At 74.3% G+C, this 26,255-nt stretch carries 27 protein-coding genes and 2 pseudogenes; 12 read left to right on the top strand and 17 right to left on the bottom strand.

Annotated features, from left to right (window positions below):
• Window positions 1–83: 83 nt before the first annotated feature.
• Window positions 84–1,619 carry a DEAD/DEAH box helicase gene (locus tag AB0C76_RS05075; RefSeq protein WP_359959870.1) on the top strand — a complete coding sequence of 512 codons (1,536 nt, stop codon included), beginning with the start codon at window positions 84–86 and terminating at the stop codon, window positions 1,617–1,619.
• A 99-nt stretch (window positions 1,620–1,718) separates the two neighbouring features.
• Here the strand turns inward: AB0C76_RS05075 and AB0C76_RS05070 are convergent, their stop codons facing one another.
• A complete protein-coding gene (locus AB0C76_RS05070; RefSeq protein WP_359959867.1) occupies window positions 1,719–2,141 on the bottom strand; it encodes a DUF3592 domain-containing protein in 423 nt (140 codons plus the stop codon).
• A 232-nt stretch (window positions 2,142–2,373) separates the two neighbouring features.
• Here AB0C76_RS05070 and AB0C76_RS05065 point away from each other — a divergent pair, with 232 nt between their 5' ends.
• Window positions 2,374–3,396, top strand: a complete 1,023-nt coding sequence (locus AB0C76_RS05065) for a polyprenyl synthetase family protein (protein ID WP_359959865.1) — start codon at window positions 2,374–2,376, stop codon at window positions 3,394–3,396.
• A 49-nt stretch (window positions 3,397–3,445) separates the two neighbouring features.
• Here the strand turns inward: AB0C76_RS05065 and AB0C76_RS05060 are convergent, their stop codons facing one another.
• Window positions 3,446–4,204, bottom strand: a complete 759-nt coding sequence (locus tag AB0C76_RS05060) for a putative protein N(5)-glutamine methyltransferase (protein WP_359959863.1) — start codon at window positions 4,202–4,204, stop codon at window positions 3,446–3,448.
• Between the two features lie 270 nt (window positions 4,205–4,474).
• Window positions 4,475–6,523, bottom strand: coding sequence for an NAD-dependent DNA ligase LigA (gene ligA / locus AB0C76_RS05055; protein WP_359959861.1), 2,049 nt, complete (start codon window positions 6,521–6,523; stop codon window positions 4,475–4,477).
• A 257-nt stretch (window positions 6,524–6,780) separates the two neighbouring features.
• On the opposite strand from ligA, the gene AB0C76_RS05050 reads away from it, so the two are divergent.
• Entirely contained in the window at window positions 6,781–7,500 is a 720-nt protein-coding gene (locus AB0C76_RS05050) for an alpha/beta hydrolase (RefSeq protein WP_359959859.1), read from the top strand.
• Window positions 7,501–7,640: 140 nt separating this feature from the next.
• A complete protein-coding gene (locus AB0C76_RS05045) occupies window positions 7,641–8,423 on the top strand; it encodes a VOC family protein (protein ID WP_359959856.1) in 783 nt (260 codons plus the stop codon).
• Window positions 8,424–8,645: 222 nt separating this feature from the next.
• On the opposite strand, the pseudogene AB0C76_RS05040 reads toward AB0C76_RS05045, so the two are convergent.
• Window positions 8,646–9,068 (bottom strand): annotated as a pseudogene (locus AB0C76_RS05040) (MerR family transcriptional regulator); the annotation flags it as partial.
• A 145-nt stretch (window positions 9,069–9,213) separates the two neighbouring features.
• On the opposite strand from AB0C76_RS05040, the gene AB0C76_RS05035 reads away from it, so the two are divergent.
• Together AB0C76_RS05035 and AB0C76_RS05030 are read left to right on the top strand one after the other, a co-directional pair.
• Window positions 9,214–9,753 carry a carboxymuconolactone decarboxylase family protein gene (locus tag AB0C76_RS05035; RefSeq protein WP_359959853.1) on the top strand — a complete coding sequence of 180 codons (540 nt, stop codon included), beginning with the start codon at window positions 9,214–9,216 and terminating at the stop codon, window positions 9,751–9,753.
• Between the two features lie 53 nt (window positions 9,754–9,806).
• Complete coding sequence (locus AB0C76_RS05030) at window positions 9,807–10,790, top strand: hypothetical protein (protein WP_359959850.1); 984 nt, start codon at window positions 9,807–9,809, stop codon at window positions 10,788–10,790.
• A gap of 259 nt (window positions 10,791–11,049) precedes the next feature.
• Here the strand turns inward: AB0C76_RS05030 and AB0C76_RS05025 are convergent, their stop codons facing one another.
• From AB0C76_RS05025 to AB0C76_RS05015, 3 genes are all read right to left on the bottom strand, one after another.
• Window positions 11,050–11,784 carry a TetR/AcrR family transcriptional regulator gene (locus tag AB0C76_RS05025; protein ID WP_359959848.1) on the bottom strand — a complete coding sequence of 245 codons (735 nt, stop codon included), beginning with the start codon at window positions 11,782–11,784 and terminating at the stop codon, window positions 11,050–11,052.
• An 85-nt stretch (window positions 11,785–11,869) separates the two neighbouring features.
• Window positions 11,870–12,736: an AfsR/SARP family transcriptional regulator gene (locus tag AB0C76_RS05020; RefSeq protein WP_359959845.1), complete on the bottom strand. Its 867-nt coding sequence runs from the start codon at window positions 12,734–12,736 to the stop codon at window positions 11,870–11,872.
• A 355-nt stretch (window positions 12,737–13,091) separates the two neighbouring features.
• Window positions 13,092–13,829: a ScbR family autoregulator-binding transcription factor gene (locus tag AB0C76_RS05015; RefSeq protein WP_359959842.1), complete on the bottom strand. Its 738-nt coding sequence runs from the start codon at window positions 13,827–13,829 to the stop codon at window positions 13,092–13,094.
• Between the two features lie 368 nt (window positions 13,830–14,197).
• On the opposite strand from AB0C76_RS05015, the gene AB0C76_RS05010 reads away from it, so the two are divergent.
• Together AB0C76_RS05010 and AB0C76_RS05005 are read left to right on the top strand one after the other, a co-directional pair.
• Window positions 14,198–14,629: a metalloregulator ArsR/SmtB family transcription factor gene (locus AB0C76_RS05010; RefSeq protein ID WP_359959839.1), complete on the top strand. Its 432-nt coding sequence runs from the start codon at window positions 14,198–14,200 to the stop codon at window positions 14,627–14,629.
• Window positions 14,626–15,114 (top strand): SRPBCC family protein, encoded by a 489-nt coding sequence (locus AB0C76_RS05005; RefSeq protein WP_359959837.1) that lies wholly within the window; start codon window positions 14,626–14,628, stop codon window positions 15,112–15,114. Before AB0C76_RS05010 ends, AB0C76_RS05005 begins: the two co-directional genes overlap by 4 nt.
• 70 nt (window positions 15,115–15,184) lie before the next feature.
• Here the strand turns inward: AB0C76_RS05005 and AB0C76_RS05000 are convergent, their stop codons facing one another.
• Window positions 15,185–15,658, bottom strand: coding sequence for a MarR family transcriptional regulator (locus AB0C76_RS05000; protein WP_359959834.1), 474 nt, complete (start codon window positions 15,656–15,658; stop codon window positions 15,185–15,187).
• A gap of 229 nt (window positions 15,659–15,887) precedes the next feature.
• Here AB0C76_RS05000 and AB0C76_RS04995 point away from each other — a divergent pair, with 229 nt between their 5' ends.
• From AB0C76_RS04995 to AB0C76_RS04985, 3 genes and pseudogenes are all read left to right on the top strand, one after another.
• Window positions 15,888–17,081 carry an MFS transporter gene (locus AB0C76_RS04995; RefSeq protein ID WP_359959832.1) on the top strand — a complete coding sequence of 398 codons (1,194 nt, stop codon included), beginning with the start codon at window positions 15,888–15,890 and terminating at the stop codon, window positions 17,079–17,081.
• An 8-nt stretch (window positions 17,082–17,089) separates the two neighbouring features.
• Window positions 17,090–17,539 carry a heme-binding protein gene (locus AB0C76_RS04990; RefSeq protein ID WP_359959829.1) on the top strand — a complete coding sequence of 150 codons (450 nt, stop codon included), beginning with the start codon at window positions 17,090–17,092 and terminating at the stop codon, window positions 17,537–17,539.
• A gap of 180 nt (window positions 17,540–17,719) precedes the next feature.
• A pseudogene (locus AB0C76_RS04985) lies at window positions 17,720–17,992 on the top strand (aldo/keto reductase); the annotation flags it as partial.
• 177 nt (window positions 17,993–18,169) lie between these two features.
• On the opposite strand, the gene AB0C76_RS04980 reads toward AB0C76_RS04985, so the two are convergent.
• The 8 genes from AB0C76_RS04980 to AB0C76_RS04945 form a co-directional block, all read right to left on the bottom strand.
• Entirely contained in the window at window positions 18,170–18,883 is a 714-nt protein-coding gene (locus AB0C76_RS04980; protein WP_359959826.1) for a VIT1/CCC1 transporter family protein, read from the bottom strand.
• A 135-nt stretch (window positions 18,884–19,018) separates the two neighbouring features.
• Window positions 19,019–19,231 (bottom strand): ferredoxin, encoded by a 213-nt coding sequence (locus AB0C76_RS04975; protein ID WP_359959823.1) that lies wholly within the window; start codon window positions 19,229–19,231, stop codon window positions 19,019–19,021.
• Entirely contained in the window at window positions 19,228–20,517 is a 1,290-nt protein-coding gene (locus tag AB0C76_RS04970; RefSeq protein WP_359959820.1) for an NADH-ubiquinone oxidoreductase-F iron-sulfur binding region domain-containing protein, read from the bottom strand. The genes AB0C76_RS04975 and AB0C76_RS04970 overlap by 4 nt, the downstream gene beginning before the upstream one ends.
• Window positions 20,514–21,203, bottom strand: coding sequence for a ferric reductase-like transmembrane domain-containing protein (locus AB0C76_RS04965; RefSeq protein WP_359959817.1), 690 nt, complete (start codon window positions 21,201–21,203; stop codon window positions 20,514–20,516). The genes AB0C76_RS04970 and AB0C76_RS04965 overlap by 4 nt, the downstream gene beginning before the upstream one ends.
• The gene (locus AB0C76_RS04960) at window positions 21,200–22,141 is read right to left on the bottom strand and encodes an FAD:protein FMN transferase (RefSeq protein ID WP_359959814.1); all 942 of its coding nucleotides are present in this window, start codon (window positions 22,139–22,141) and stop codon (window positions 21,200–21,202) included. The genes AB0C76_RS04965 and AB0C76_RS04960 overlap by 4 nt, the downstream gene beginning before the upstream one ends.
• Window positions 22,138–22,575: a hypothetical protein gene (locus tag AB0C76_RS04955; protein WP_359959811.1), complete on the bottom strand. Its 438-nt coding sequence runs from the start codon at window positions 22,573–22,575 to the stop codon at window positions 22,138–22,140. Before AB0C76_RS04955 ends, AB0C76_RS04960 begins: the two co-directional genes overlap by 4 nt.
• A 100-nt stretch (window positions 22,576–22,675) precedes the next feature.
• Window positions 22,676–24,031 carry a HAMP domain-containing sensor histidine kinase gene (locus tag AB0C76_RS04950; protein WP_359959809.1) on the bottom strand — a complete coding sequence of 452 codons (1,356 nt, stop codon included), beginning with the start codon at window positions 24,029–24,031 and terminating at the stop codon, window positions 22,676–22,678.
• Window positions 24,028–24,717, bottom strand: coding sequence for a response regulator transcription factor (locus AB0C76_RS04945; protein ID WP_359959806.1), 690 nt, complete (start codon window positions 24,715–24,717; stop codon window positions 24,028–24,030). The genes AB0C76_RS04950 and AB0C76_RS04945 overlap by 4 nt, the downstream gene beginning before the upstream one ends.
• 263 nt (window positions 24,718–24,980) lie before the next feature.
• Between AB0C76_RS04945 and AB0C76_RS04940 the strand changes: the two genes are divergently transcribed.
• Window positions 24,981–25,328 carry a hypothetical protein gene (locus tag AB0C76_RS04940; protein WP_359959803.1) on the top strand — a complete coding sequence of 116 codons (348 nt, stop codon included), beginning with the start codon at window positions 24,981–24,983 and terminating at the stop codon, window positions 25,326–25,328.
• Here AB0C76_RS04940 and AB0C76_RS04935 read toward each other — a convergent pair.
• The gene (locus tag AB0C76_RS04935; protein ID WP_359959800.1) at window positions 25,325–26,221 is read right to left on the bottom strand and encodes a LysR family transcriptional regulator; all 897 of its coding nucleotides are present in this window, start codon (window positions 26,219–26,221) and stop codon (window positions 25,325–25,327) included. The genes AB0C76_RS04940 and AB0C76_RS04935 overlap by 4 nt on opposite strands.
• Between the last annotated feature and the right edge of the window lie 34 nt (window positions 26,222–26,255).

Genomic DNA, 26,255 nt, shown 5'->3' with positions numbered 1-26,255 from the left:
GGCCCGTTCCCTTGCGGTCTCCGCCCGCGCCCCGCGCCCCGGAGCCTTCCTCGTGACGTGCCGCCCCGAGGAAGGTTCTCCGCATGACCCGCTCCAGTCGCTCTTCGTACCAGAACGCCAACTCCCGCTCCACCCGGGGCTCCCGCTCCGATGGCGGCTCCTTCTACGGTGACCGGCCGTCCGGAGGCCGGCGCCCCTCCGGCCGGAGCGCCCCTCAGGGCCCGGCCGCCCGGGGCGAGTTCGCGATGCCGGTGAGCACCACCCCGGCACTGCCGGCCGTCGAGTCCTTCGACGAGCTGGACATGCCGAAGGCGCTGCTGTCCGTGCTGGCCCGCGAGGGCGTCACCGCGCCGTTCCCGATCCAGGCCGCGACGCTGCCGAACTCGCTGGCCGGCCGCGACCTCCTCGGACGGGGCAGGACCGGCTCCGGCAAGACCATCGCGTTCGGCCTCCCCGTGCTGGCCCGCACGGCCGGGCAGCGGGCCGAGCCGCGCCTCCCGCTGGCCCTGGTCCTGGTCCCCACCCGCGAGCTCGCGCAGCAGGTCACCGAAGCCCTCGCCCCCTACGCCCGCGCCGTGCACCTGCGGATGGCGACCGTGGTCGGCGGGACGTCGATGAGCCGCCAGGCCTGGCTGCTGAACCGCGGCGCCGAGGTCGTGGTGGCCACCCCGGGCCGGCTCAAGGACCTGATCCAGCGCGGCGACTGCCGGCTGGACCGGGTGGGCATCACCGTCCTCGACGAGGCCGACCAGATGGCCGACATGGGCTTCCTGCCGCAGGTCACCGAGCTCCTGGAACAGGTCGCCGAAGGCGGCCAGACGATGCTGTTCTCCGCCACCCTGGACCGCAACGTCGACCGCCTCGTGCGGCACTTCCTCAAGGACCCGGTCACCCACTCGGTGGACCCGTCCGCGGCGGCGGTCAGCACCATGGAGCACCACGTGCTGCACGTGCAGAACTTCGACAAGAACGCCACGATCGCCCACATCGCCTCCCGCGACGGCGGACTGATCATGTTCGCCGACACCAGGGACAGCGCGGACCGCCTCGTGTCGGATCTGCTCGCGAACGGCGTGAAGGCCGCGGCCCTGCACGGAGGCAAGTCCCAGCCGCAGCGCACCCGCACCCTGGACCAGTTCCGCACCGGCGAGGTGACCGCGCTGATCGCGACCAACGTGGCGGCCCGGGGCATCCACGTCGACGGGCTCGACCTCGTCGTCAACCTGGACCCGCCGACAGACCACAAGGACTACCTGCACCGGGGCGGGCGCACGGCCCGGGCCGGCGAGTCCGGCACCGTCGTCACCCTCGTCCTGCCCAGCCAGCGCCGCGCGACGGCCCGCCTGATGACCGCCGCCGGCATCACCCCCGTCACCACCAGGGTCAGTGCCGGCGACGAGGACCTGGCCCGCATCACCGGCGCCCGCGTCCCCACCGGCGTACCCGTCGTCGTCGCCGACCCCGTCGTCGAACGGCCGCGTCGCAGCGCTTCGACGAGTCGTGGCCGCCGCGGCCGCCCCGCCCCCGCCGCCGCGGGTGTCCGGTCCGCCGCCGGCCGCGACGACCAGGGCCCCGCCGGCACCCGCCGGCTGCCCAGGAGCGCCGCGCGCGCCGCGTAGCACCCCACCAGGCCCGGCCCGATCCGCCGTACGGACCGGGCCGGGGCGGCGGTCGAACGCGGTCTCGCGGGCACCGTCGCCACCCGGCCCGGCGTCGCGTCAGCGCGGGGGCACCGGAGAAGTGGGGACCGCGCCGGAGAGGATGAGCAGAGCTCCTGCGACGAAGAAGGCACCCACCAGGAACCCCATGACCGGGAACTGCCGGCCGAGTCGGCCACCGGCTTCCCGGACCAGCTGCGGACAGCCGGGCGGGTAGCAGACGATCACCTCGCCTCCCGGTGCCCCGGGCCACGACAGGTACACCTCCACCCGGTGCACGCCGCCCTCCGGCGCCCGGAACCGGACGACGCCCTTCCAGCGCGGCCCTCCCCTGCTCGTGCGCACGCGGAAGCACCGGAGGAGCGTGCCGACGACCCGGGTCCCCCTCTGGGCGCGCACCTGCCGGACGGCGCTCAGGAGCGAGAAGCCCCACACGCCGACGCCCATCACCACAGCGAACCGCAACCCGCCGTCGCCGTGCACGGCGCGCCCACCGTCGTCCGTAGCAGGAACGAGGCCGCCCAGGCCACGCGACCTCCGGTCCCCCGCCCGGGGCCGGGCCCGACCACAGGGGCACGAGCCCGTCCCCCTCCCGTCCACGTCGGGTTGCGGAGGCCACCGGGACGGGGCGTCATGACAGGAGGGACCGCGCCTGCCCGCCCCAGGAATCGGCGCTGCGCCGTTCCCCGGCCACTAGAGAATGTCGGAGACCTCCGTGCAGACCGTTCGCACCTCACCGCAGATCACCCGGGACGTCATCGCCTTCATGGAGCCGGCGCTGCGCGCGGCCACGGCCCGGCTCGACGAACCCGTCCGGCGGATGACGGAGTACCACTTCGGGTGGGTCGACGCCGAGGGCCGCCCGACGACACCGGTCGGCTTCCGGCGGCGGCCCGCGCTGGTCGCCCTGCTGTGCGCGGGCAGCAGCCCGCAGGCGTGGGAGGCGGTCCGGACGGCCGCCGTCGCCGGCACCCTGATGTCGGCCGCCGGGACCGTCCACGACGACGTCATCGACCGGGAGATGGTCCGCAAGGGCCGGCCGACCCTCTGGACGGCCTTCGGCGTACCGGCCGCGATCCAGGTCGGGGTGGCCCTGCACTGCCTCGCGTTCGAGCTCCTCGCCGAGGAGGGCGACCGGGTCTCCACCGAGCTGATCCGGCGGGCCGCCCGCGCCATCCGGGAGTGCTGCTCGGGACAGATCCGCGACCTGGAGTCGGAGGGCACGTCGCGGATGAGCCTGGAGCTCTCGCTGGAACTGCTGGAGAGCACCATCGCCCTCCCCACCGCCGGGGTGTGCCTCGCCGGCGCCCTGGTACGCGGCGCCGGTGAGGAGGAGCTCGTCGCCGCCGAACGGTTCGGCTACCACGCCGGCATGGCCATGGCCTTCTTCGACGACTGGGAGGGCGTCTGGGGCACCTCCCGCGACGCCCTCGAGGACCCGCTGGCCGACCTGCGGCGACGCAAGTCCCGGGCCTTCGCCGCGGTCGCCCTCCAGTCCGACGGGCCGGCCCGCGACCAGCTCGCCGCCTTCTACGACGACACCGCCGAGCCCACCCTCGACCAGCTCCGGCACGTCGCCGACCTCATCGAGGAGTGCCGGGGCCGCGCCTGGGTGGAGGAGCGGATCCGGGAGCACATCCGGCTCGCCCACGCCGTCCTGCCGCAGGCCGTACCGGACCCCGTCGCGCGGGCCGAGCTCGCCGCGTTCGTCGCCGCCATCGCCGACGAGCTGCCCTGACGGGCGCACCCGGCGGGCCGGCCGCCGGCGAGGGCGGTGGAGGGCTGCGTCAGCAGCGCCGAGTTGCCGTGATGACGGTGGCGTCCAGGTCCTCGTGATGGGAGGCGGTGGCGCGCAGCCCGGCGTCCCCGGCGACGGCGAGGGCGGCCAGGGTCTGGCGTTCGCTGGTCTCGAAGAGGAGCGAGCCGCCGGGGGCGAGCCACTGCGGGGCGTCGGCGGCGACGCGGCGCAGCACGTCGAGGCCGTCGGTGCCGCCGTCGAGGGCGGGGAGGGCCTCGTGGAAGCGGGCCTCGGGCGGCAGGAGGCCGATGTCTGCGGTGGGGACGTACGGGACGTTGGCGAGCAGGACGTCGACGCGGCCGCGCAGTCCGGCGGGCAGAGCGGCGAAGAGGTCGCCCTGGTGGACGTGACCGCCGTACGGGGCGAGGTTGCGCCGGGCGCAGCGGACGGCGGCCGGGTCGACGTCGGCGGCGTGGAGTTCGACGCCACCACCGGCGGTGGCCGCGAGCCCGGCGCCGAGGGCCCCGCTGCCGCAGCACAGGTCGACGACGACGGCGCCCGGGCCGGTGAGAGCGGTGGCCGTGGCGACGAGGTGCTCGCTGCGGCGGCGGGGCACGAAGACGCCGGGGTCGACGGCGATCCGCAGGCCCGCGAACTCGGCCCAGCCGACGACGTGTTCCAGCGGACGCCCCTCGGCCCGGGCCCGCACCATCACGGCGAGCTCGGCCGGGGTGGCGGCGGCGCTGAGGAGGATCCGCGCCTCGTCCTCCGCGAAGACGCAGCCTGCGGTGCGCAGGCGCGAGACCACGGAGGAACGGAGGGTTGCGGAGGGGAAGACCGACAAGGAGAACCTCTTGAGGGAATCGAGAACAGCTGAACGACTCCGTCAGGGCCCCTCGGGGCTGTCGCCGTGGGACGGGACACGCCCGCGCCTTACGCGCGCGACGCGCCGTCTCTGCGACCGGACCCGGGGAGCACCCGCTCGGACGTACCGGTAATGGGTCTCACCTCCCTGGATCGCGGTCCTGTTCGACGTCGGTCACCCTACCGCACCTCTGCGTAACGGTGTCCGGTTCGGTCACTCCAGGAACTCGGCGACCACGGCCGCGAACTCCTCCGGGGTGAGGATCCTGATGCCGAGCTCCTCGGCCTTGGCGCGCTTGGAGCCGGCCTTCTCGCCCGCGACGACGAGCGTGGTGCGCTTGGACACCGAGCCCGAGGCCTTGCCGCCGGCGCGCTCGACGAGCTCGTTCATCGCGTTGCGGGAGAGGTCGGCGAGGGCGCCGGTCATGGCGCCGGTGACGACGACGGCCTCGCCGGCGAGCGGGCCCGCCGGTGCCCCGTCCCCGCCGGCGGCGGCGGCCGGCGCCGTCGGCTCGGTGACCTCCAGGCCCACGCCCTGAGCGGCGAGCTTGTCCAGCAGCGGTGCGACGTCGGCGAGTTCGGCCACGATGACGGCGGCCTTCTCCACGCCGATGCCGTCCACGCCCGCGAGCGCCTGCGCGTCGGCTGCCCGGATCGCGGCCATGCTGCCGAAGTGGGCGGCGAGGCGGCGGGACATCGTGCGGCCGGTGCCGCGGATGCCGAGCGCGCAGAACACCCGGTTCAGCGGGCGGACGCGGGCCGTCTCCAGGGCGGCGAGCAGGTTGTCGGCACTCGTCTCGCCCATCCGGTCGAGCGTGAGCAGCTGCTCCTTCGTGAGGGTGAACAGATCGGCGATGTCGTTGACGAGGCCGCTCTCCACCAGCTGCACCGCGCGCGTGCCGCCGAGGCCCTCGATGTCGAGCTGGTCGCGCCCGGCCGCGTAGATCACCGAGGCGACGGCCTGGCAGCCCCTCCCCCGCACGCAGCGCCAGCGCTGCTCGGACGTGTCGATCGCGTCGCCGCAGCGCGGGCACACCTCGGGGAACGCGATCGGCTGCTCGGCACCGGTGCGCTCGTCCACCAGCGGCGCCTCCACGCGCGGGATCACGTCCCCCGCGCGGTATACGAACACCTGGTCGCCGAGCATCAGACCGCGGCGCCCGATGTCCGCCGGGTTGTGCAGCGTCGCGTACGTGACGGTGACGCCGTCGATCACGACCGGTTCGAGGACGGCGCGCGGCGCGATGATCCCGGTGCGGCCGACGTTCCACTCGACCGCGAGCAGCCGGGTGACCTTGTGCTGCGCCTGGAGCTTGCGGGCCACCGCCCAGCGCGGCGCGCGCGAACCCGAGCCGGCCTCCTCCTGGTCCGCCACCGCGTCCGCCTTCACGACGACGCCGTCGATGCCGAACGGCAGCGCGGCGCGCAGGGCGGCGATCTCGTCGATGCGCTGCTGCGCCTCGGCCAGGCTCGCGCAGCGGCGGGGCGCCGCGTCCGTGGTGGCGGCGGTGTTCGCGCCGAGCTCGGCGAGCCGGGCGAGGAGGGCGGCGTGGTCGAGGCCCGGCAGGCCGAGGGCGTCGTAGGCGAAGAACGTCAGCTCGACGCGGTACGGGCGGTCCTTGGCCCGCAGGGTGCCGGCGGCGCCGCTGCGCGGGTGGGCGAAGGGCGTGGCGCCGTGGGCCGTGCGGACGGCGTTGGCCTTCTCGAACTGCTCGTGGGTGAGCAGGACTTCACCGCGCAGCTCGACGTCCAGCGGCTCGGCGAGCCGGGCCGGCAGGCCGAGGACGGCGTCGGCGGCGTGCGTGATGTCCTCGCCCGCGAGGCCGTCGCCCCGGGTGAGCACCTGGGCGAGCCGCCCGGCCCGGTACCGGGCGGCCACGGCGAGGCCGTCCAGCTTCGGCTCCACGCACCAGGCCGCGACGGGCCGGCCCAGGCGGCGTTCCAGACCGGCCGCCCAGGACTCCAGCTCCTCGGCCGAGAACACGTTGTCCAGCGACAGCATCGGCACGCTGTGCGGCACGTCCCCGACCGCCGCCCCGCCCGCGACCTTCCCGGTCGGCGTCTCGGGCAGCACCTCGTCGGGGTGCGCCAGCTCGTACGCCTCGATAGCGCGGACGAGCGCGTCGTACTCGTCGTCCCCGAGCGGCGTGCCGCCGTCGGCGTAGTACGCGGCGGCGGCCCGCACGGCGGTGGCGACGGCGTCGGCGTACGCGTCCGTCGAGGTCAGGGCGACAGGGGAGGCCGTGGAGGCGATGTCCTTCATGGCGCCATCATGGCGAGTGGGACTGACATTCGACCGGCCGAGGCCGAGCACGCCCCCCTGCGGCGGGGCGCGGGGCCCGCGCGAAAACGCTTTGGCGGGCCGCTGCGACCGCTGCTAGCCTGCCGGAGGCCGTGCGAGAGAACGAGGAGGTGGTACCCGTGAACACAGTTTCGACATGGGTGCTCTCCTCCGGGGTCACGGTCGGGCGATAGGTCGTCCGGGAGCGCCGTTCCAGTGCACTCCCGAAAGGCACGACCATGCAGTTCACCTCCGAGCAGCGCCTCGACAACGGCGTCCTCGAACGCGAATTCACCCTCGGCGAGATCCCCGGCACCCTGTGGACGCCCGGATCCGCGCCCGTTCCGCTGATCCTCATGGCCCACAACAACGCCCTGCCCAAGGACGAGCCCCGGCTGGTGGCCCGGGCCCGGTACTGCGCGGCGCAGGGCTACGCGGTGGCCACCATCGACGCGGCCGGCTGCGGCGGCCGCCCCCGTTCCGCCGCCGACGACCGCGCCCGCGCCGACCTGCGCCGGGCCGTGCAGGCCGGTGAGCCGGTCGACGAGATCCTCGAGTCCTTCATCGGCCCGCTGGTCGAGAACGCGGTCCCGGAATGGCGGACCACCCTGGACGCCCTCCTCTCCCTGCCCGAGACCGACGGCCCGGTCGGCTACTCGGGCTGGACCGCCGTCGGCATCCGCCTCGCGGTGACCGAGCCCCGCATCGCGGCCGCCGGCTTCTTCGCCGGGGGCTACGTGCCCCTCGCCCAGCGCGAGGAGGCGCGGCGGATCACCATCCCGCTGCTGTTCCTGCTCCAGTGGGACGACGAAGGGAACCCCCGGCAGCGCGCGCTGGAGCTGTTCGACGCCTTCGGCAGCACCGAGAAGACGATGCACGCCAACATGGGCGGGCACGTCGGCACCCCGTGGTTCGAGCTGGAGAACGGGAACCGGTTCTACGCCCGGCACCTGAAGTAGCGCCGAGAGACGTCGGCGGCGGCCTGGCCGGCCGGGCCGCCGCCGTCACCCGCTCGCCGCGCGGGGCGGCGTGTCAGGTGGCGGCGGGCGGGCGGCGGCGGAAGGGTGGCTGGCGGTAATCCCCGGGAGAAAGGGCGATCATGCCTGAAGTCACCACCCCGTACGCGACCGGCACCCCGTGCTGGGTCGATCTCATGGCGAAGGACCAGCGGGCCGCGCTCGACTTCTACCGCGACGTCCTCGGCTGGCAGGGGCAGCCCGGCCCGGCCGAGTTCGGCGGGTACGCGGTCTGCGAGCTCAACGGGAAGGCCGCGGCCGGGATCGGGCCGGCGATGGCCCCGGAGGGCATGCCGGAGCCGCCGACCGTGTGGACCAGCTACCTGGCCTCCACGGACGCCCAGGCCACCCAGGACGCGATCGTCGCGGCCGGCGGCACGCTGCTGGTACCGGTGATGGACGTCGGCGACCTCGGGCGGATGCTCATCGCCGCCGACCCCCAGGGCGCGGTGTTCGGCGTCTGGCAAGCGGGCGGGTTCTTCGGCGCGCAGGTCGTCAACGAGGCCGGCGCGCTCACCTGGAACGAGCTGCACACCAGCGACATCCAGGCCGCGACAGCCTTCTACGGCGAGGCCTTCGGCATCGAGATCGAGCCGCTGGACGGCGCGGACGCGTACTGGGAGGTGCGGGTGGGCGGCCGGGCGGTCGGCGGGGCCACGCTGCTCGCCAACGACCCGCCCGGCACCCCGGCACACTGGCTGACGTACTTCGCCGTCGACGACGTGGACTCGACGGTCGACGCCCTGGTCAAGAGGGGCGGCACCGTCCTGGCCCCGCCCTTCGACATGATGGCCGGCCGGATGACGGTGGTCGCCGACCCGCAGGGCGCCCCGTTCGCGATGATCACGCCGACCCCGATGCAGTAGGGCCGCGTGCGGTAGGGCCGCGCCCACCGGAGCTCGTCCGCCCGCCCGGGCCTTCCCGGGCGGGCGGACGCCGGCCGGACCACGCGACGCCTCCGGTCCGCAGGGCCCGAGAGAGCCAGGAGTACGCCGGGATCGGACCGGGCACCGCCTGCCAGCCGTTGACGATCCGGCCCCGTGGCCGCCGTGGCCGGGGCGCCTTCCGCCGGGGCGGCAGGTGCCGGCGACGAAGTCTTCGGTCAGCCGCCGCCGTTCGTCGGCGGACGACTGCGTGAGCCTGTGCACGAGTCCGGTCTCCTCGGGATCGGAACCGTGCCCGGTCACGACGCGCAGCACGCTCCGGCGCAGCCGAAGCTCCCGGATCCGCAGGTCGGCGTCGGTGTGCGCGGCGGCGACATCGGCCTTCGGGAGCCCGCGGTCCACGACCCGCCGGATCGCAGGCAGGTCGACGCCCGACGCGCGCAGCGTGCGGACGAGTTCCAGGCGGAGCAGCGCGTCGAGGTCGTGGCGCCGGTAGCCGGCGGGGCTTCGGGCGATCGGCTCCGCGACCCCCGAGTCGGAGCAGAACCGGATCGTCCGCACGGACAGGCCGGTCCGCCGGGAGAGCTCCCCGATCGAGCGGAGGGTCGTCGCGTCCGTGGCCCTCACTCTGCTGTCTCCAGTCACTGGAGACTCAAGGCCGACCGTCCGCCCGCCTCCTTCCGCTGCCAGGGCAATCTGGGAGTTGGCGGACCGGCGCGGCGATCGTGACGATGGAGCGCCGTCCGTCCTTCCCGACCGAGGGAGTCCACCCGTGCCGCACATCGCCATCGACAACGGACTACCGGGGATCAGTGGCCTTCTGGCGCTGCGCCCGGACACCGCGGCCCCGCTGGGGCTGCTCGCCGACGCACTGCTGCGGGCTCCGGCCCCGATGAGCCGGGGCGAGCGCGAGCTCGTCGCCGCCTACGTCTCGAACCTCAACGGCACCCGCTTCTGCACCGGAGCCCACGGTGCCTTCGCCGCAGCGCAGTTGGAGGAGGGCGAGGACGTGGTGAAGGCGGTCCTGGCCGATCCCGCCACCGCGCCGCTCACCGACCGGATGCGGGCTCTCCTGCGGATCGCGGCCGAGGTGCAGGAGCGGGTCGGGCCGGTCTCGCACGAGGCGGTGGCGGCCGCCCGCGCGGCCGGCGCAGGGGACACCGAGATCCACGACACCGTGCTGATCGCCGCCGCGTTCTGCATGTACAACCGGTACGTCGACGGCCTGGCCACCGACCTCCCCGAGGACCCGGGCTACTACGCCGAGGGGGCGAAGCGGATCGTCGACTCCGGCTACGGCCGGGGGAACTGAGCATCGCGCGCCGGACCACGCGAGCACCGGACCCCTGCCGAGGAGACGCCGCCATGAGCACGTACGCATCGGGTCAGCCGGACACCACGGCCGGCCACGTCCCACGTCAACTCCCCATCCGCACGTCGCTGTTCGTCACCGGCGACTTCCCCGGGCGGCGCTGGCCGACCGTCCTGCTCAGCACGCTCGGCGGCCTCGTGCTGGCGTACGCCTGGAACGCGAACCTGGTCGACGACCAGATCGGCTTCGGCACCGCCGACGCCCTGCTCGGTCACGACGCCCACGGCACACCGATCACCGGGGTGGCCTCCGGAGTCCTGTTCGCCTTCGTCTCCGGGCTGGCCGGCTCCTTCACCGCGTGCAACATCGCGGCCTTCGGCGCCGTCGGCCCGCTGGTCGGCCAGTCACCGTCGCTGCGCCACAGGCTCCGGCACGTCGCCAGGCCGCTGGGCTGGGTCTTCGCGGGCATGGCACCGGTCTCCGCCGCCTACGGCGCGCTGGTCGGCCTCGCCGGCACGCACATGCCGCAGTTCTCGACGGCCACGAGCAAGGGCCTGACGCCCCGGGCGCTCCAGTCGATGACGGCCTTCGGCCTGATCGGGCTGGTGATGATCGTGCTCGGCCTGGCCGCCGTCGGCCTGGTCCGGGACCCGCTGGCCGGGCTGTCCCGCCGTTTCCCGAACGCGCCGCTGGTGCTCGTCGGCGCGATGATCGGCGGCTTCCTGGTGGGCCGCCCGTACCCGCTCTTCCGCGACCTGTTCCGGCACGCCGCCACCACCCACAACCCGCTCTACGGCGCGGGAGCGTTCCTCCTGCAGTCGATCGGCAACATCGCCGTCATGGCGGTGCTGTTCGTGGCACTCGCCCACGGAACGGGCGGCCGGCTGCAGCGGGTGCTGGCGTCCAGGCCCGCCCGGATCAGCGTGGTGACCGCGGCGGCCTTCCTGGTCGCCGGGGTCTTCACCGTCGTGTACTGGGACGTGCGGATGCTGGCCAGGCTCGGCTACCTCTGGTTCCCGCCGTCCCCCTGGGGCTGACCCCCCGGCCGACGTCCGACCGGGGCACCGAAGGCGCGCGTCGCGCTCGCGATGAGCAGGGCGGGCGCCGGCAGGACGAGGGCGCGGGCGCCGTCCGCGAGCTGGTCGGGCGGTGGCTGGACGAACTCGCGCCCCGGGGTTGAATCGTCGCGCCGTCGGCGGGGCGGAGGACCGTCGGTCATGCGTCGCGTGCTCACCCGCCTCCGCACGAAGCGCCACCGGATCACATCGCACGCTCCTGCCCGGCAGGTCCGACGGCCTACACGGGCACGCCCGTCAGCGGCCTCGTGCGGTAGAGGGCCGAGGCGCCCGGCGGGACGAGGCAGGGCAGCAGCCACTCCCACAACGCGGCGACCCGGCGGGCGCGCTCCTCGGGCGAGCAGTCCTCTCCGAAGGTGACCTCCAGGCCGCACGCGGCCGTCACCACGAGCGACTCCGGGCCGGTGCCGCCCGGGCGGTCGCGCAGTTCGCCCGCGCGGCGCGCGCCGGACAGCAACTCCCCTACCACGCCCGCCCACACGCCGTGGAAACCCTGCGTCCCGGCCGCGCACACGCCTGCCACCACTGGGCCGGGCCGCGTCGGGCCGGACTGCGTGCGGCCGGGTTGCTTCGGGACTTCGGCCGCCGGGCCCTGGGCCGCGGCCTCCCCCAGCCACGCGCCGCCCTCCCGACCGAGCCGGAACGCGGCGCGGATCACCGCGTCCGAACCGAGCGCGGCGACCAGCCAGTACCCCGAGTCGATCAGCGCCTGGAGCGGCGACGAGGCCGTGCGCAGCGTCGCGCACGCGTTGCGCAGCGAGCCCTCGGCCTGGTCCAGCACCGCACGCGCCAGGTCCTCCTTCGACGCGAAGTGGAAGTACAGAGCCCCCTTCGTCACCCCGGCCGTGCTGGCGATCTCGCCGAGCGTGGCACCCGCGTACCCGCTGCGGTCGAACAGCACCGCCCCCGCCTCCACCAGCCGCCCACGCGTCCGCTCCGACCTCTCCTGCGCCACGTGCCCTCAACCCCTCACTGCTGCAGACCAGTTCCGCCTACGCGCACCGCACCGAACAGTCCCGCCCGGGCCGCCCCCGTGGCCCTCAGCCCACCCGGGAGAACCGGGCCGCGGCGCCCGGCCGTTCGGCCGGGCGGACCGCGGCGGCCGGTTCGCCGCCGGCCTCCGCCCGTTCGGGGGCGGCGACCAGGATCGAGCGCTGAAGGCGCCGCAGCGCCGCCGACGGTTCCATGCCCAATTCCCGTACCAGAGTTGCACGGAGCCGTTGGTACACCTCCAGCGCCTCCCCCCTCCGACCGGAACGGTGCAGCGCGAGCATGTACTGGCCGTGCAGGCTCTCGTGGGTGCGGTAGCGGTCGACCAGGACGGTCAGTTCGGCGAGCAGGACCCGGTGACGGCCGAGCCGCAGGTCCGCGTCGATGCGCTGGTCCAGGGCACAGAGGCGGGTCTCCTCCAGGCGCTTGGCCTCGACGGCGAGCTGGCCGCCGACCGGGACGTCCGCGAGGGCCGGGCCGCGCCAGAGGCGGAGCGCCTCGTCGAGCATCCTCGCGGCGAGCCTGTGGTCGTCGCCGTCCATCGCGCGGTAGCCCAGGCCGGCCAGGCGGTCGAACTCGCGGGCGTCCGTGAGACCGCCGCCACTGTTGAGCATGTAGCCGCCGGGGGAGGTCACGAGGACGTCCTTCGCGCAGGCGAACCCGGCGGCGGCCGCGCCGGTCGTGGCGATCGCACGGTCGATGAGCTCGCGCAGCTGCAGGACGTACGTCTGCACCGTGGTGCGGGCGCTGCGCGGCGGGCGGCCGGACCAGAGCTCGTCGGCCAGCGTGCCGGCCGGGACGACCTGGTCGGCACGCAGGGCCAGTAACCCGAGCACCTGCCGCGGCTTCGGCGCCGACGGCACCACCGACACTCCGCACATCCGGACGTCCAACGCCCCCAGCACGCGGATCTCCATGACGGCCACCCCAATCCCACGGAACGCCCCCGGCGGATCCGCCGCGGTCGGCACCCGACTCCCCCTGGGTCGACACCCCGGAGCCACGATGACCAGTCAAAAACAGGACGAGCGGTTTGTCAATACAAAACCGAACGAGCTGTTTGTTTACGTGAATCGGGGTACGCATGCTCGATGAGGGGGCGCGAACGGACCGTTTGTCCGCCTGCGTGCGCACGAGAGCGCGCGCCTGGGCCCACGGGACAGACCGGGCGGACCGGACGGACCGGGCACAAGCGGACAGTGGCGCGGGGGCCGCATTGGGGTCCCCGCGCCACCGTCGATCGACTCCCTGCTGCGCGAGCGGAGCGCCGCGTCAGGACACCGCGACCGCGCCGCCGACCGCGTGCGCCTCGACCTCGGCGCCGCTTCCGCCACTACGGCCAGAGGCGCCGGCGCCGCCTTCCGACGCCGCACGGGCCGCCGCCACCTCGGCGACCACCCGGGCACCGCGGTCCGGCCCCATCTGCAGCGCGCCGAGCACACCCGGCACCGCGATGCTCGGCATCACGTGCTGGAACAGCCCGGCCACCCGGCGCTCCAGATCCGCCCGGCCGCTCAGCTTCTGGGACTGGATCTGCACGCCCGTCCACGCCGCCGTCAACAGCCAGGCCGCGTCCGCCGGAGTGACGTGCGGCAGCAGCTCGCCGCGCTCGCCGGCCGCGACCAGGATCGCCTCGAAGCGGGAGATCCACCCGAGGATCGCGCCGCCGCCGAACTCGTCGAACACGTCCTGGCCGAGGGAGAGCCGAGCGGCGGCGCTCAACAGCGGGTCGCGCGGCAGCAGGTGGGCGACCACCATCCCGGTGTCCACGAACTCCTGGAGTTTGCAGGAGCGTTCGGGTACGCCGTCCTGGGCGAACTGCTCCTCGACCACGCCCTGTGCGAGATCGCGCTTGGACGCGAAATGGAAATAGACCGCGCCGCGCGTCACACCGGCCCTGGAGACCACCTCGCCGATGGTCGCTCCCTCGTAGCCGAACTCGTCGAAGACAGAAGCCGCGGCCTCCAGGATCAGCCGACGCGTCCGGAGCGCGCGCTCCTGCCGTACCACCGGAACCACCCCGTCCTGACGTTCTCGCGAAAAACAAAACCAAACACGCCGTATCTTAGCGACGGGTGACCCGAAGGCGACAGGACACCGCCCGGGAGTCGCCCCAGTCGCACCTCCCCCCTACCCACCCGCTTCCTTCGGAGAATTCGGGACGACCGGCCGCCTGCCGGCACCTCAAGGGCACTCCTCACGTGCAGTCGCACACAAAACCGAACGATCGGTATGTGTAGCGGCATACCCGGCCCCGGAAGTTCGATCAAGCTCCTCGGCACCCCTCGACACCCTTCTCAACCGATCGGTTGAACGAGGCGGCGGACCGGCGTAGCGTTGTCCTCAACCAATTGGTTGAGAAGGAGCAGGGGTATCCGGTGGCCGTCGACCAACTGTCCCGGGCGTTCGTCGCCCTGGCCGATCCGACCCGGCGCGACATCGTCGCCCGCCTCTCGGTCCGCGACGCGACCGTCGGCGAGCTGGCGGAGTCGTACGCGATGTCGATGCAGGCCGTCTCCAAGCACCTCAAGGTGCTGGAGGAGGCCGGGCTCGTCAGCCGCAGCCGGGACGCGCAGCGACGGCCGTGCCACCTCGAACCGCAGGTGTTCGACTTGATGACGAGCTGGATCGAGCGCTACCGCCGACAGGCGGAGGAACGGTTCCGCCGCCTGGACGCCGTCCTCGCGGCCATGGCCGACGAGGCCGACGAGGCCGACCACGACGGGTCCGAAGGCGGGTCCGAAGGCGGACGCCCCGCGCACAACACGGAGACCGAAGCAGGCCCAGGACACGAAGGAGAGAAGCCATGACCTCCACCACCGGCCGCGAGACCCGGGTCGAGGCGGACCCGGCGCTGCCCACCATCCGGATCGTCCGCGAGTTCGACGCCCCGCCGGCGCGGGTCTTCCGGGCCTGGACCGAACCCGAGCTGGTCGCCCGGTGGCTCGGCCCGGACAACCACGAGACGAAGATCGACTTCTGGGACGGGCGCACCGGCGGGAGCTACCGCTACTCCATGCACCAGGACGGCCGGGAGATCGCCGCCTTCTACGGCTCGTTCCACGAGGTCCGGCCGGACACCCGGCTCGTCCAGACGTTCACCTACACGGGCGTGCCGGACGGCGTCTCGCTGGACACCGCCGCGTTCGAGCCGGCCGGCGAGGGCCGCACCCGCGTCACGATCCTGTCCGTGGTCGACAGCTTCGCCGCCCGGGACGCGATCCTCGCGAGCGGCATGGAGAAGGGCGTCACCGAGGGCTACGCGAAGCTGGACGCCCTGCTCGCCTCGGAGTGACCCCCGGAGCCCGGTACGACGAAGCGCCCACCGCCTGCGCGGCGGTGGGCGCTTCGTCGTACCGGGTCGTTCAGCGCCGTCCGAGCGCCGACAGCGGGTTCACGCCCTCCACGGCCCTGACGAGGGGGGCGAGTTCGGGGTTCTTCGCGGCCTCGTCGAGGGCCTCTCGGAGCGCGGCGTCGTTCGTGGGACGAGCAGCCTCCAGCAGTTTCAGGCCGTCCTCGGTGACGTTCGTGTAGATGCCTCGACGGTCGGTCGGGCACAAGTAGCGCGAGAGCAGGCCGCGGTCCTCAAGGCGGGTGACCAGGCGCGTCGTGGCGCTCTGGCTGAGGACGACCGCGTCGGCGACCTGCTTCATCTGCAGGTGGCCGCCCTCGTCGTCGTGCTGGCGGCTGAGCACGTCGAGCAGCGAGTACTCGCGCACGCTCAGGTCGTGCCCGGCCTGCAGGCTGCGCTCGATGTGCGCCTCGATCCGGCCGGCCAGGAGGTAGAGGGCGGCCCAGCCGTTGGCGAGGGCGGTCAGCGCGGGATCCGTGGCGGTCATGGCGCGGGTCTCCTTCCGGGTTCGACGCTGTCCAGGATAAGCCTTCCGCAAAAATTTCGGCCTGGGCATGTATCCCGCTTATACAAGCATCTGCCCACCGGCCGGAGGCGGAGCGACGGACGACCAGAGTGCCACCACGAGCAAAATCCCGCATTTGCATCTATCCCGCGTCTGCAACTATTGTCGAGGCTCGTAAGGCGCAGTAGCAATCTCGTCTGGAGGACGCGCCATGCCTCTCGCACTCCTCGCCCTGGCCATCGGGGCCTTCGGGATCGGGACCACCGAGTTCGTCATCATGGGTCTGCTGCCCGAGATCGCCGGCGACTACGGTGCGTCCATCCCCACCGCCGGGCTCCTGGTCACCGGGTACGCGATCGGCGTCGTCATCGGCGCGCCGCTGATGACGGTGCTCGGCACCCGGATCGGCCGCAAGACGATGCTGATGCTCCTCATGGGCCTCTTCGTCGCCGGCAACCTGCTGTCCGCCGCCGCCCCGAACATGGGCGTCATGCTCGCCGGCCGCATCGTGGCCTCGCTCGCCCACGGCGCGTTCTTCGGGATCGGCTCGGTGGTCGCCGCCGACCTCGTCGCCCCCGACAAGAAGGCCGGCGCCATCGCCACCATGTTCACCGGGCTCACCGTCGCCAACATCGTCGGCGTCCCGCTGGGCACCTTCGTCGGCCAGGCCGTCGGCTGGCGCGCCACCTTCGTCGGCGTCGCCGCGCTCGGCGTGGTCGGCCTGCTCGGCATCGCCAAGCTCGTCCCCGCCCTGCCCCGCCCCGAGGGCGCCCACCTGCGCGGCGAGCTGACCGCGTTCCGCAACCCGCAGGTGCTGCTCGCGATGGCGATGACCGTGCTCGGCTTCGGCGGAGTCTTCGCCGCGATCACCTACATCGCCCCGATGATGACCCACGTCGCCGGCTACTCCGACGGCGCCGTCACCTGGCTGCTGGTGCTGTTCGGCATCGGGATGTTCCTCGGCAACCTCCTCGGCGGCAGGTTCGCCGACCGCAGGCTGATGCCGATGCTGTACGCCTCGCTCGGCGGACTCGCCGTCGTGCTGGCCCTGTTCACCTTCACCGCGCACGACAAGGTCCTCGCCGCCGTCACGATCCTGCTGGTCGGCGCGCTCGGCTTCGCCACCGTCCCGCCGCTGCAGAAGCGCGTCCTCGACCAGGCGCACGGCGCGCCCACCCTGGCCTCCGCCGTCAACATCGGGGCGTTCAACCTCGGCAACGCCCTCTCCGCCTGGCTCGGCGGCCTGGTGATCTCGGCCGGCCTCGGCTACACGGCCCCGAACTGGGTCGGCGCGCTGCTCGCCGCCGCAGCCCTCGTCCTCGCCGTCTGGTCCGCCGCCCTGGAGCGCCGCGCCCCGGCCCGTTCGACCGCCGTTCCAGCCGTCTCGATCCCCGTCCACCACTGAACCGTTCCATGAGGAGAAGCGCCACCGTGAGCACCACGAGCACCACCACCGTCACTCCGCTCACCACCGCCGACGCGGAGACGCTCGTCGCCGCCGCCCGCACCGCCGCCGAGGCGGCCGGGGTCGCCGTCAGCATCACCGTGCTGGACGCGGGCGGGCACCTGCTCGCCTTCCGCCGCGACGACCGCGCCGTCCTGATCTCCGGTGAGACCAGCACCCGCAAGGCCTACACCGCCCTCCAGCTCGACGCCCCGACCGCCGACCTGGTCGACCTCGTCAAGCCCGACGGGCCGTTCCACTCCCTGCCCACCGCGCTGGACCGTCCGCTGCTCTTCATCGCCGGCGGCATCCCGGTCCACCGCGACGGCCGCCTCGTCGGCGCCCTCGGCATCGGGGGCGGCGCCCCCGAGCAGGACCACTCCTTCGCCACCGCCGCACTGGCGGAGCTCGTCGGCTGACCAGCGGCACTCCGCCGGCCACATCGCGCCCACCGACCGGAACGAACCGAACGGGGGATCTCGACGACGGCGTCGAGATCCCCCGGCTCGGCTTGGGCGGCCCGCTGACGGCCGCATCCGGGCGGCGGGTCCGACTTCCGGCCCGCCCGCCGCCAGCGGCCTGCTGGACGGCGGCCGCCCGTGCCCGCCGTCAACCAGGTCGAGCTGCACCCCGGCCTCCAGCAGGCCGAGCTGCGCGCCTTCCACGCCGGGCACCCCGTCTCCAGCGAGGCGTGGAGCCCGCTCGCCCAGGGCGCCGTCCCGGACGACCCGGCGATCACCGCGATCACCGCGATCGCCGCCCGCACCGGCACGTCCCCGGCCGAGGTGGTGCTGCGCCGGCACCTCCAGCTCGGCGACGTCGTCATCCCCGAGTCCGTCACCCCGGCCCGGATCCGGCAGAACCTCGACATCTGAGGCCTCCGGCTGGCCGACGGGGAGACGGCGCCGACCGCCGCCACCGACCGCGGCCCGCACCCGGACCGGTTCACCCGACCGACGTCACCCGTGAAACCCGTTCCGGGCCGGTCGGCCGGCCCGGAACGTGCGGTCGGTGGACAGCGCTGCGGGCCGGACGCCTCCGGTTTCGGCTCAGACCCCGGAGACGTGGGCGAGTTGCCCGACGGCCGCGGTGATGGCCATGGCGAGTCCGCCGCCGACGACGACGCGCAGGGTGGGGCGGAGGACCGTCGTGCCGGCGGCGCGGGCGGCGAGGACGCCTGCCAGGGCGAGGCCGCAGAGGGTGACGGCGACGATCAGCCACAGGCGGGCGCCGGTCGAACCGGCCAGGAGGCCGAGGAAGGGCACGAGTCCGCCGCCGAGAAAGCTGGCGGCGGAGGCGAGGGCGGCTTGGAGGGGGTTGGCGGCGGTGTGTTCGCTGTGACCGAGTTCGTCGCGCAGGTGGGCCTGGAGCGGGTCGGCCTCGTGCAGGGCCTCGGCGACCTGCCGGGCGAGCTCGAGCGGGACTCCGCGCCCTTCGTAGATGGCGGTGAGCTCGTCGAGTTCGGCTTCCGGGGCTTCGGCGAGTTCGCGGGCCTCCTTGGCCCGGTCGGCGGTCTCGACGTCGACCTGTGAGCTGACGGAGACGTACTCGCCGGCGGCCATCGCCATCGCGCCCGCGGACAGGCCCGCGAGGCCGCCGGTGACGACGGTGGAGGTGCCGGCCCCGCTGGCGGCCAGGCCGACCATGAGGCTGGCGACGGAGACCAGGCCGTCGTTCGCGCCCAGGACGGCGGCGCGCAGCCACCCGGCCCGGCCGGCCGCATGGCTTTCCGGGTGCGGGACGAGCTTGTCGAAGAAGGTCATCGGGCGGTGTTCCTGTCGGTCGTCGGGATCAGTGTCGGCTGGAACAGGTCGGCGCGCCTGCGGAAGCCGCCCGCAGGGGCGCCGGGCGGCCGGTCACCCCCGGCCGGTCACCCCAGGTCGGTCACCCCAGGTCGGTCACCTGCGGTCGGAGTGGAGGGCGAGGCGGGGGCAGGCACGGACGGCGCGGCGGGCGTGCTCGCGCAGGTCGGGCGGGACGGAGGTGGCGTGCTGGACGGGGTAGCCCCATTCGTCGAGGGTGAGGAGTTCGGGGAGCAGCTCGGCGCACTGGCCGTGACCGGTGCACGCGGTCCGGTCGATGCGCAGGGTTTCGCGGTCGGCGGTGGTCATGTCCAGCACTCCGTCGGGGTTGCGGGTGGGACCGGCAGGACGGCGGGTCGGCGGCAGTGGCCCTGGTGGAGGTGGTGGTCGACGTCGGTGGGGAAGGCGGTGAGGGCGCCGGCGGCGAGGCGGGCGGCACCGTCCGGGTGGTGGCAGGCTCCGCGACCGGGCAGCAGGCCGACGCGTCGGTGCAGGCGGTCGACGAGGCCGGGAGTGGGCCGACCGTCGGCGAGGGCGGTGAAGTCGTCGGCGACGGCGGGCAGGCCGAAGGTGCAGGGCCCGCACTGCCGCGCGCCGTTGGCGGCGAGGTAGGCGAGGATGCGGGCGGTCTCGGCGAGGGGGCAGGCGTCGTGCGGCAGCGCGGCGATGACACCGGCCCCGGGCGCCGCACACGGGGCGAGGCCCTCGCGGCTGAACGGCAGCCGGAGAGCGTCCGGGGTGGTCAGCCAGGTGCCGGCGAACCCACCGAGGAGAACGGCCTGGAGCGGCTGGTCAGGGCCGCCGGCCTGCGCGAGGACGGTGCCGATCGGAGTTCCGGGTTCGATTTCGAGGACGCCGGGTTCGCGGACGGCTCCGGCGACCGTCACCAGCATGCTTCCCGGCGAGGCCGTGGTCCCGGCCCGGCGGAACCGGTCGGCACCGTAGCGGGCGATCAGCGCGAGGTGGGCGAGGGTCTCCACGTTCTGGACGAGGGTGGGCCGTCCGTGGACGCCCTTCTCGTGGGTGCGGGGCCGGGCACCTGTCGGGCGGGCGGGGCCCCCGTCCAGCCAGTGGACCAGGGCAGTGGATTCGCTGGTGACGTAGCCGTGCGGCAGCGCCTCCACCCGGATCGGCACGGAGTCGACACCGGCGCGCCGGCGCTCTTCGACGGCGTCGGCCAGGGCGCGTAGCAGCACGGGTCGGGAGCGCGGCAGGCACAGGTGGATGCGATCCGCTCCGACGGCCTCCGCGGCCAGGACGGCGCCGTCCAGGACGAGGTGCGGGACCGTGGCGAGGAGGGTCCGGTCCTTCTGGCTGAGCGGCTCGCTCTCCATCCCGTTGGCGACCACGACGGCGCGGCGGCGCCCGGCTGCGACGGCGCGCAGCTTGCGCGCGGTGGGGAACCCGGCTCCGCCGCGGCCCGTCAGCCCGGCCTCTTCGACGGTTTCCACCAGCCGGGTCCCCGGCCGGGGCGCAGGGCCGTGGCGCAGGAGGTGCTCGGCCAGACCCACGGGTGTGCCGGTGGCGCAACCGCGGTCCAGCAGCCGGAGGGTCGTGCTCGGCCCGGCGGTTCGGCCGAGGGGCGCGAGGTTCATCGGATGCCTCCGAGGGCGGTGAGCGAGAGGGCGGCGCGGTGGGACCAGCCCGGTTGCAGCGGTCCGGCGGCCAGGAAGGTGGTGGTCAGTACCGGGACGGCTGCGACGAGGAGGCCGGCGGACACGCGGAGGGCGCGTCGGGCGGGCCCGGCCCGGTGCAGACGCCATCCGGCGGCCGCGGTCACGGTCACCAGGCAGAAGGCGTAGAGCCACAGTTGCAGCGGCAGGCGGGTGTCGGTACCGGTACCGACCGCGTGGAGGAGGCCGACCGGCCAGGCCGCGTACGCGAGCCAGTGCACGGCCTTCCAGCTGGCCCGGCCGATGCGCAGGCGCAGCGCACTGGTGATCGCCACAGCGAGCAGCAGGTCGAAGGCGACCGTGCCCAGGCCGAGCCACAGGGGCCGGTAGGCGGCGCCGAACGGCACGACGGCCGTGGCCCAGGAGAGGCTGACGTAGGGGTCGATGATCGCGGTGCCGATGTGGAGGCCGAGGAAGGCGAGGGTGAGGACGGCCAGGTTGCGGTGCAGGAGCCCGATCTCGAAACGGCCGATCCGGCGCGGTCGGGCTCGGCCGCCGACCGCGATGCCGAGGGCGACGGTCGCGGTCAGCAGCAGGAGGGCGACGGTGCCGCCGGCGCGGCTCGCGTACCACAGTGGGTTGGCGGCGAGGGCGGTCGCCGTGGTCATCTCGGGCCTCCGGCAGGGTCGTCGGGCCAGCCGCCGATCCGGATGGCGGTGCCGTCGAGGCGGACCAGGCGCGCGGGCAGTGCGGTCCGCTCCAGCCATTCCTGGGCGGCCGGGCCGAGCACGACCGCGGCGGTCGTGGCGGTGTTGGCGTCCAGGCACGTGTCGGCGGCGACGGTGACGGTGCGCCAGTAGGCCTCGGTGGAGCGTCCGGTGGCGGGGTCGACGATGTGGTGGACGACCTGGCCGCCGCGGCGCCACGCACGCACGCTCACGCCCGACGTGGCCAGGGCTCCGGAGGTGACGGCGACGACGGGTCCGGGGCCGGTGGCCGCGTGATCGTCGGCCAGGCCGACCCGCCAACCACCGTGCGGGGCTCGGCCGGCGGTGGCGAGATCCCCGCCGAGGTTGACCAGGACCCCGGCGCCGACGGCTTCGGCGATCCGGCGGGCGGCGCGGTCGGCCGCGAGGGCCTTGGCGGTCGCGCCGAGATCGAGGACGGTGCCGCGCGGCAGGACCAGGCGACGGGTGCCCGGCTCCCAGTCGACGGCCCGCCAGCCGGTGGCGGGCCGCGCGGTGGGCAGCGGCACGGCGTCCTGGGGGCGCAGCGAGGCGAAGGTTCGGTCGTAGCCGAGGGCGCGGACGGCCCGGCCCACGGTCGGGTCGACGGCTCCACCGGTCAGTTCGGCCGCGCGCAGTGCGGCGTTCAGGGCCTCGGCGAAGAGTTCGCTGACGGTCGTGGCGGTGCCGGCGGCGGAGTTGAGGCGGCTGAGTTCGGAGTCCGGGCGGAAGCGGCTGCACGTGCTGTCGATGGCGGCCAGCTCGTCCATCAGGATCCGCTCGGCCTCGGTGAGCGTCCGGTGATCGGTGGTCAAGAGGGTGGCGGTGGTACCGAGGGCGGGGAAGCTGGTGGCCGCGCCGGGGAGGTGGTGGCCGTTCACGACGCGCCGGTCCTGGTCTGCGGCGCCTGCTGGGTGGGGAGCGGCGAGTGCGCCGGCGGGGTGAGACCGGTGCAGGTGACCGTGCTCTGCGGCGTGGGCGCGGTCGGCGCCGGGGCTGCGACTTCCTCCGCCTCGTCACCCTCGCCGTCCGGCGCCTTGTCGCCGCGCGACGGCGTGTTGGTCGCGGCGGGCGCGGCGGGCGCGGCGGGCGCGGCGGGCTGCCGGGTGCAGGTGACGCCCGCGGGCAGTGTCCCCTGTGCCGGCGTGGGCGTCCCGGAAGCGCCGGGTGCGAGGGTGGTGTACGTGAGGCCGAGGGCCGCGGAGCCGGCGGCAGCGGCGACGACGGTCCAGCGCGTGGTGGTGGACACCCGTCGCATCCCGTGCTCGCGACGCGCGGGGCCTTCCGGCTGGGGCTGGCTGTGGAGGTCGGCCATGGCGGGCACTCCTCGTGGTCCGGCTCGGGTGCTTCCACTGACCACGGTGCGCCGGGTTGTTGCTCGGACTTGCTCACAACCTTCCTGGAACCGGTAAAAGTCAGGGTGCTCGCCGCTCGTGCCCCAGCGGCAGGTCCAGGACGACGGTGAGGCCGCCACCCGGTGTCTCCTCCAGAGTGACGGCGCCGCCGTTGGTCGTGACCAGCCGGTGGACGATGGCCAGTCCGAGCCCGCTGCCGCGGGCTCGGGGGTTGCCGAAACGGTGGAAGGCGACCGCGCGTGCCTCGGGCGTCATGCCGGGGCCGTCGTCCACGACCCTCACCCGGAGGGTCTCCGTTCCCGGCGTGCTGTCGATCGTGACCGTGCCGTTCTCGGGAACGGCGTCGAGGGCGTTGGCGAGCAGGTTGTCGAGGACCTGCTCCAGATGACCGGACCCCAGACTGGCGGGATGGCCGGCCCGGCAGTGGTTGGTGATGCGGACACCGCGCTCCTGCGCCACCGGTTCCCAGGCCGCCACCCGGTCGGCCACGACTTCGTCGACCCGGACCGGCACGGGTTTCGGCACGGTCTGCTCGGCCCGGGCCACCGCCAGCAGCCCGTCCACCAGGCGGGAAAGCCGCGCGAGCTCGTCCTGCGCGGAGGCCAGCAGCTCGGGCGCGGTCTCCGGCGGGGCGGTGGCGAGCAGGTCCAGGCGCAGCCGGATCGCCGCGAGCGGGGTGCGCAGCTGGTGCGAGACGTCGGCGATGACGGCCTGGTGGCCGTGGACCAGGTTCTCGGTGCGGGCGGCCATGGCGTTGAACGTCGCGGCAAGCCGGTGGACTTCGGGCGGGCCGCTGTTCACGGCGGCGCGCTCGTCGAGCCTGCCCTCGCCGAGCTTGCGGGCCGCGGTGTCCAGGGTGGCCAGCGGACGGTTGACCCAGCGGGCGATGCCGACCGAGACCAGGGCGGAGGCGGCGATCCCGGCGAGGGCGACCAGGCCGATCCAGGTCCAGGTGACCGCGATGCGGGTGTCCAGCGGGGTGGCCGACCGGGCCAGGACCACCACGCCGTCCGGCTGCCGGAAGGTGCCGACCGGCTCGGCGGCCAGCAGCCGCCCTTCGCTCTCGGGCGGTTCCGGTTCCCTGCCGGCGAGGGTCCGCGCCACCAGCTCGCGGGCCTCGGGCACCTGAGCGGCCTGGCACGGCGTCGCGGCGATCAGCCGGCCGTTCGTGTCGGAGACCACCACGCAGTCGCCCGCCTTCTGCGCGTCGGCGAGATCCGCGTTCATGGCGTCCGCCGGCGCCCGGTCGGACAGGTACTCCTCGGCGGAGGCGGCGACGACCCGGGCGGCGGCCTGGGTCTTGTCCCGGAAGGCCAGATGCTCGCGCTGCGTGATCGACAGGCCGAGCGGTACCGCCGCGGCGGCCACCAGGACGACCGTCAGTGCCAGCAACGCGAGCACGATCCGGCGGGTCACGGCGTCTCCGCGACCTCACCGAGGCGGAATCCCCGACCGTAGGCGGTCTCGATCAGCCCCGGGACGCCGAGCTTGCGGCGCAGGGCGGCGACGTGGACGTCGACCACTTTCGTCGGCCCGTACCAGTGTGCGTCCCAGGCGCTCTCCAGGATCTCCTGGCGGGTCACCACCCGGCCCGGATCGGTCACCAGGCATGCGAGGATGTCGAACTCCTTGGGGGTGAGAGCCACCTCCGCCCCGTTCACGGTCACCCGGCGGGTGCGGCGGTCGACCGTGAGCGGGCCGTGGCGCACCGGCTCCTGCTCGGAGGGCCGGGTACGGCGTAGCACCGCGCGCAGCCGGGCCAGCAGCTCGGCCAGCCCGAACGGCTTGACCAGGTAGTCGTCGGCGCCCTCGTCCAGAGCCAGGACCCGGTCGGCCTCCTCACCGCGCGCCGTGACCGCGATGATCGCCGCGTCCGACCGCTGTCGCAGGCGCCGACACACCTCCACCCCGTCGATGTCCGGCAGGCCGAGGTCGAGCAGCACCGCGTCCGGCGCCGGCTCCGCCAGCGCCGCCCTGCCGGTGGCGACGCCGGCGGCGCTGTAGCCGGCCTGTCGCAGGCCCCGCACGAGGGAGTCCGCGATCACCGGATCATCCTCCACCACCAGTACCCGGAAGGTCCCGGTGTCCATCGCTGCACTCATTTCGCACCGTTCCATGGTCCGGCCGGTTCGGCGGTCACCGCCATCGTGTGCCCACCCGGGGAAAGACCGCTTGGGCCGAACAGCCCGACTCGGTCACCGGATTTCGAGCGCCTTCCGGACCCGCCCGGCCCGCCCGGCCCAGCCGACCGGGCCGAAGGCCCCTGGCACTTGTAGCGGCTCGCGGGGTCTCGTGGGTCGGAGGAACGGAGGTCCGGCATGAGCGAGCCGCACGACGACACGAGGGAGCCACGGCCCTCGCACGGGTGATCGGCACCCTGTGCAGGGGCTGGACCGGCGTCGACCTGCTCGCCGTCCCCGCCCTGGCCGGCACCCGCGCCACCGACGCCGAGCGCGCCCGAGCGTTCCAGCAGGCCCTCGCCCGATTCGTTCGATCACACGACACCGGCCGGGCGCCGGGGAGCGAGGGCCTCGATCATGACGGCGATGCCGTCCAGCAGCGGCTTGAGGCCGAACACCGGGTACCCGGCCGCTCCGGTGATCGCCGTGAAGGCGGGGGCCTGGCGGCCCGTCCACTGGTCCTCGCCGAGGCCGGTCGCCGCCTCGGCCTTTCGGGATCGCGCTCGACGGGTGAGGCCGGGACACGGCTCTAGCCATCCACCCCCAGGAGGTCCTGGGCTGCGCGGTTGAACGCCTCGGTGGCTGGGGTCGGACGGTCGCGGTGGTGGATCAGGCCCCACTGCACCGGGGGTGCGTCGGCCAGCGGGCGGTAGGCGACGTCGGGACGGGGGTGGTAGCGGCGGGCCTGGGCGCCGAGCGGGAAGGCACCCCGGCCGGCACCGACGAGGGTCAGGATCTCGTTCAGCGTGCCACCCTCCGGTCCGGGTGAGATCGGCCGTCCGGCCGGCGTCCGCGTCGGGGTGCGGTCGGCGCGGAAGGACTCCGGTACGGCGGAGGGAAGGTGGACGAGCGGGAGGTCGGCCAGCTGCTCCGGCGTGACATCGTCCTGCAGCGCGAGCGGATGGCCGGCGGGCAGGGCGAGCATCCGGGGCTCGCTCACCAGGACCGGGCCCGGCACCAGGTCGGGCTCGCTCAGCGGGTACTCCGCGAACACCAGGTCCACCTCGCCCGCCCGCAACAAGGCCAGGCGATCGACGAGTTCGGCCTCCCGGAGGGCCGCCTCCCAGCCGGGCAGCCGTCCCCTGAACCGCTCCGCGACGCCGACGAGCAGCTGCCCCGCCGCCGGGCCCGCGAACGCCACCCGCAGCGTTCCGGTGCGGCCGTGCCCGGCGTCGGCGACCCGCCTGACGGCGGCGCCCACCGCCTCCCACGCGGGCCGCAGCTCCTCCGCCAGCTGCGCCCCCAGCGCGGTCGGCTCCACCCGGCGGCTCGTCCGGACGAACAGCGGCGCGCCGACCCGGCGTTCCAGCTTCCGCACGGTCTGGCTGATCCGCGCGGTGGAGACGTGCAGCCGCTCGGCCGTCCGCCCGAAGTGCAGTTCCTCGGCGAGCGCCAGGAACGCCTCGATCTCGTGCCGCTCCAGCACGCGGTACCGCCTCTCCCCCACTACATCGTTAACC

The sequence above is a fragment of the Kitasatospora sp. NPDC048722 genome (assembly GCF_040650235.1).
Taxonomy (GTDB): Bacteria; Actinomycetota; Actinomycetes; order Streptomycetales; family Streptomycetaceae; genus Kitasatospora.
This window is presented reverse-complemented; position numbering and strand designations above follow the sequence as displayed.

Bases quoted from the DNA above. Each gene is read 5' to 3' on its own strand.
- AB0C76_RS05000 (WP_359959834.1), bottom strand. From the start codon at position 15,658: ATGACCGCCACGGATCCCGCGCTGACCGCCCTCGCCAACGGCTGGGCC.
- AB0C76_RS05075 (WP_359959870.1), top strand. From the start codon at position 84: ATGACCCGCTCCAGTCGCTCTTCGTACCAGAACGCCAACTCCCGCTCC.
- AB0C76_RS04980 (WP_359959826.1), bottom strand. From the start codon at position 18,883: ATGACCTTCTTCGACAAGCTCGTCCCGCACCCGGAAAGCCATGCGGCC.
- AB0C76_RS04965 (WP_359959817.1), bottom strand. From the start codon at position 21,203: ATGACCACGGCGACCGCCCTCGCCGCCAACCCACTGTGGTACGCGAGC.
- AB0C76_RS05050 (WP_359959859.1), top strand. From the start codon at position 6,781: ATGCAGTTCACCTCCGAGCAGCGCCTCGACAACGGCGTCCTCGAACGC.
- AB0C76_RS04975 (WP_359959823.1), bottom strand. From the start codon at position 19,231: ATGACCACCGCCGACCGCGAAACCCTGCGCATCGACCGGACCGCGTGC.
- AB0C76_RS04945 (WP_359959806.1), bottom strand. From the start codon at position 24,717: ATGAGTGCAGCGATGGACACCGGGACCTTCCGGGTACTGGTGGTGGAG.
- AB0C76_RS05030 (WP_359959850.1), top strand. From the start codon at position 9,807: ATGAGCACGTACGCATCGGGTCAGCCGGACACCACGGCCGGCCACGTC.
- AB0C76_RS04995 (WP_359959832.1), top strand. From the start codon at position 15,888: ATGCCTCTCGCACTCCTCGCCCTGGCCATCGGGGCCTTCGGGATCGGG.
- AB0C76_RS05045 (WP_359959856.1), top strand. From the start codon at position 7,641: ATGCCTGAAGTCACCACCCCGTACGCGACCGGCACCCCGTGCTGGGTC.
- AB0C76_RS04990 (WP_359959829.1), top strand. From the start codon at position 17,090: ATGAGGAGAAGCGCCACCGTGAGCACCACGAGCACCACCACCGTCACT.
- AB0C76_RS04955 (WP_359959811.1), bottom strand. From the start codon at position 22,575: ATGGCCGACCTCCACAGCCAGCCCCAGCCGGAAGGCCCCGCGCGTCGC.
- ligA (WP_359959861.1), bottom strand. From the start codon at position 6,523: ATGAAGGACATCGCCTCCACGGCCTCCCCTGTCGCCCTGACCTCGACG.
- AB0C76_RS04970 (WP_359959820.1), bottom strand. From the start codon at position 20,517: ATGAACCTCGCGCCCCTCGGCCGAACCGCCGGGCCGAGCACGACCCTC.
- AB0C76_RS05005 (WP_359959837.1), top strand. From the start codon at position 14,626: ATGACCTCCACCACCGGCCGCGAGACCCGGGTCGAGGCGGACCCGGCG.
- AB0C76_RS05020 (WP_359959845.1), bottom strand. From the start codon at position 12,736: ATGGAGATCCGCGTGCTGGGGGCGTTGGACGTCCGGATGTGCGGAGTG.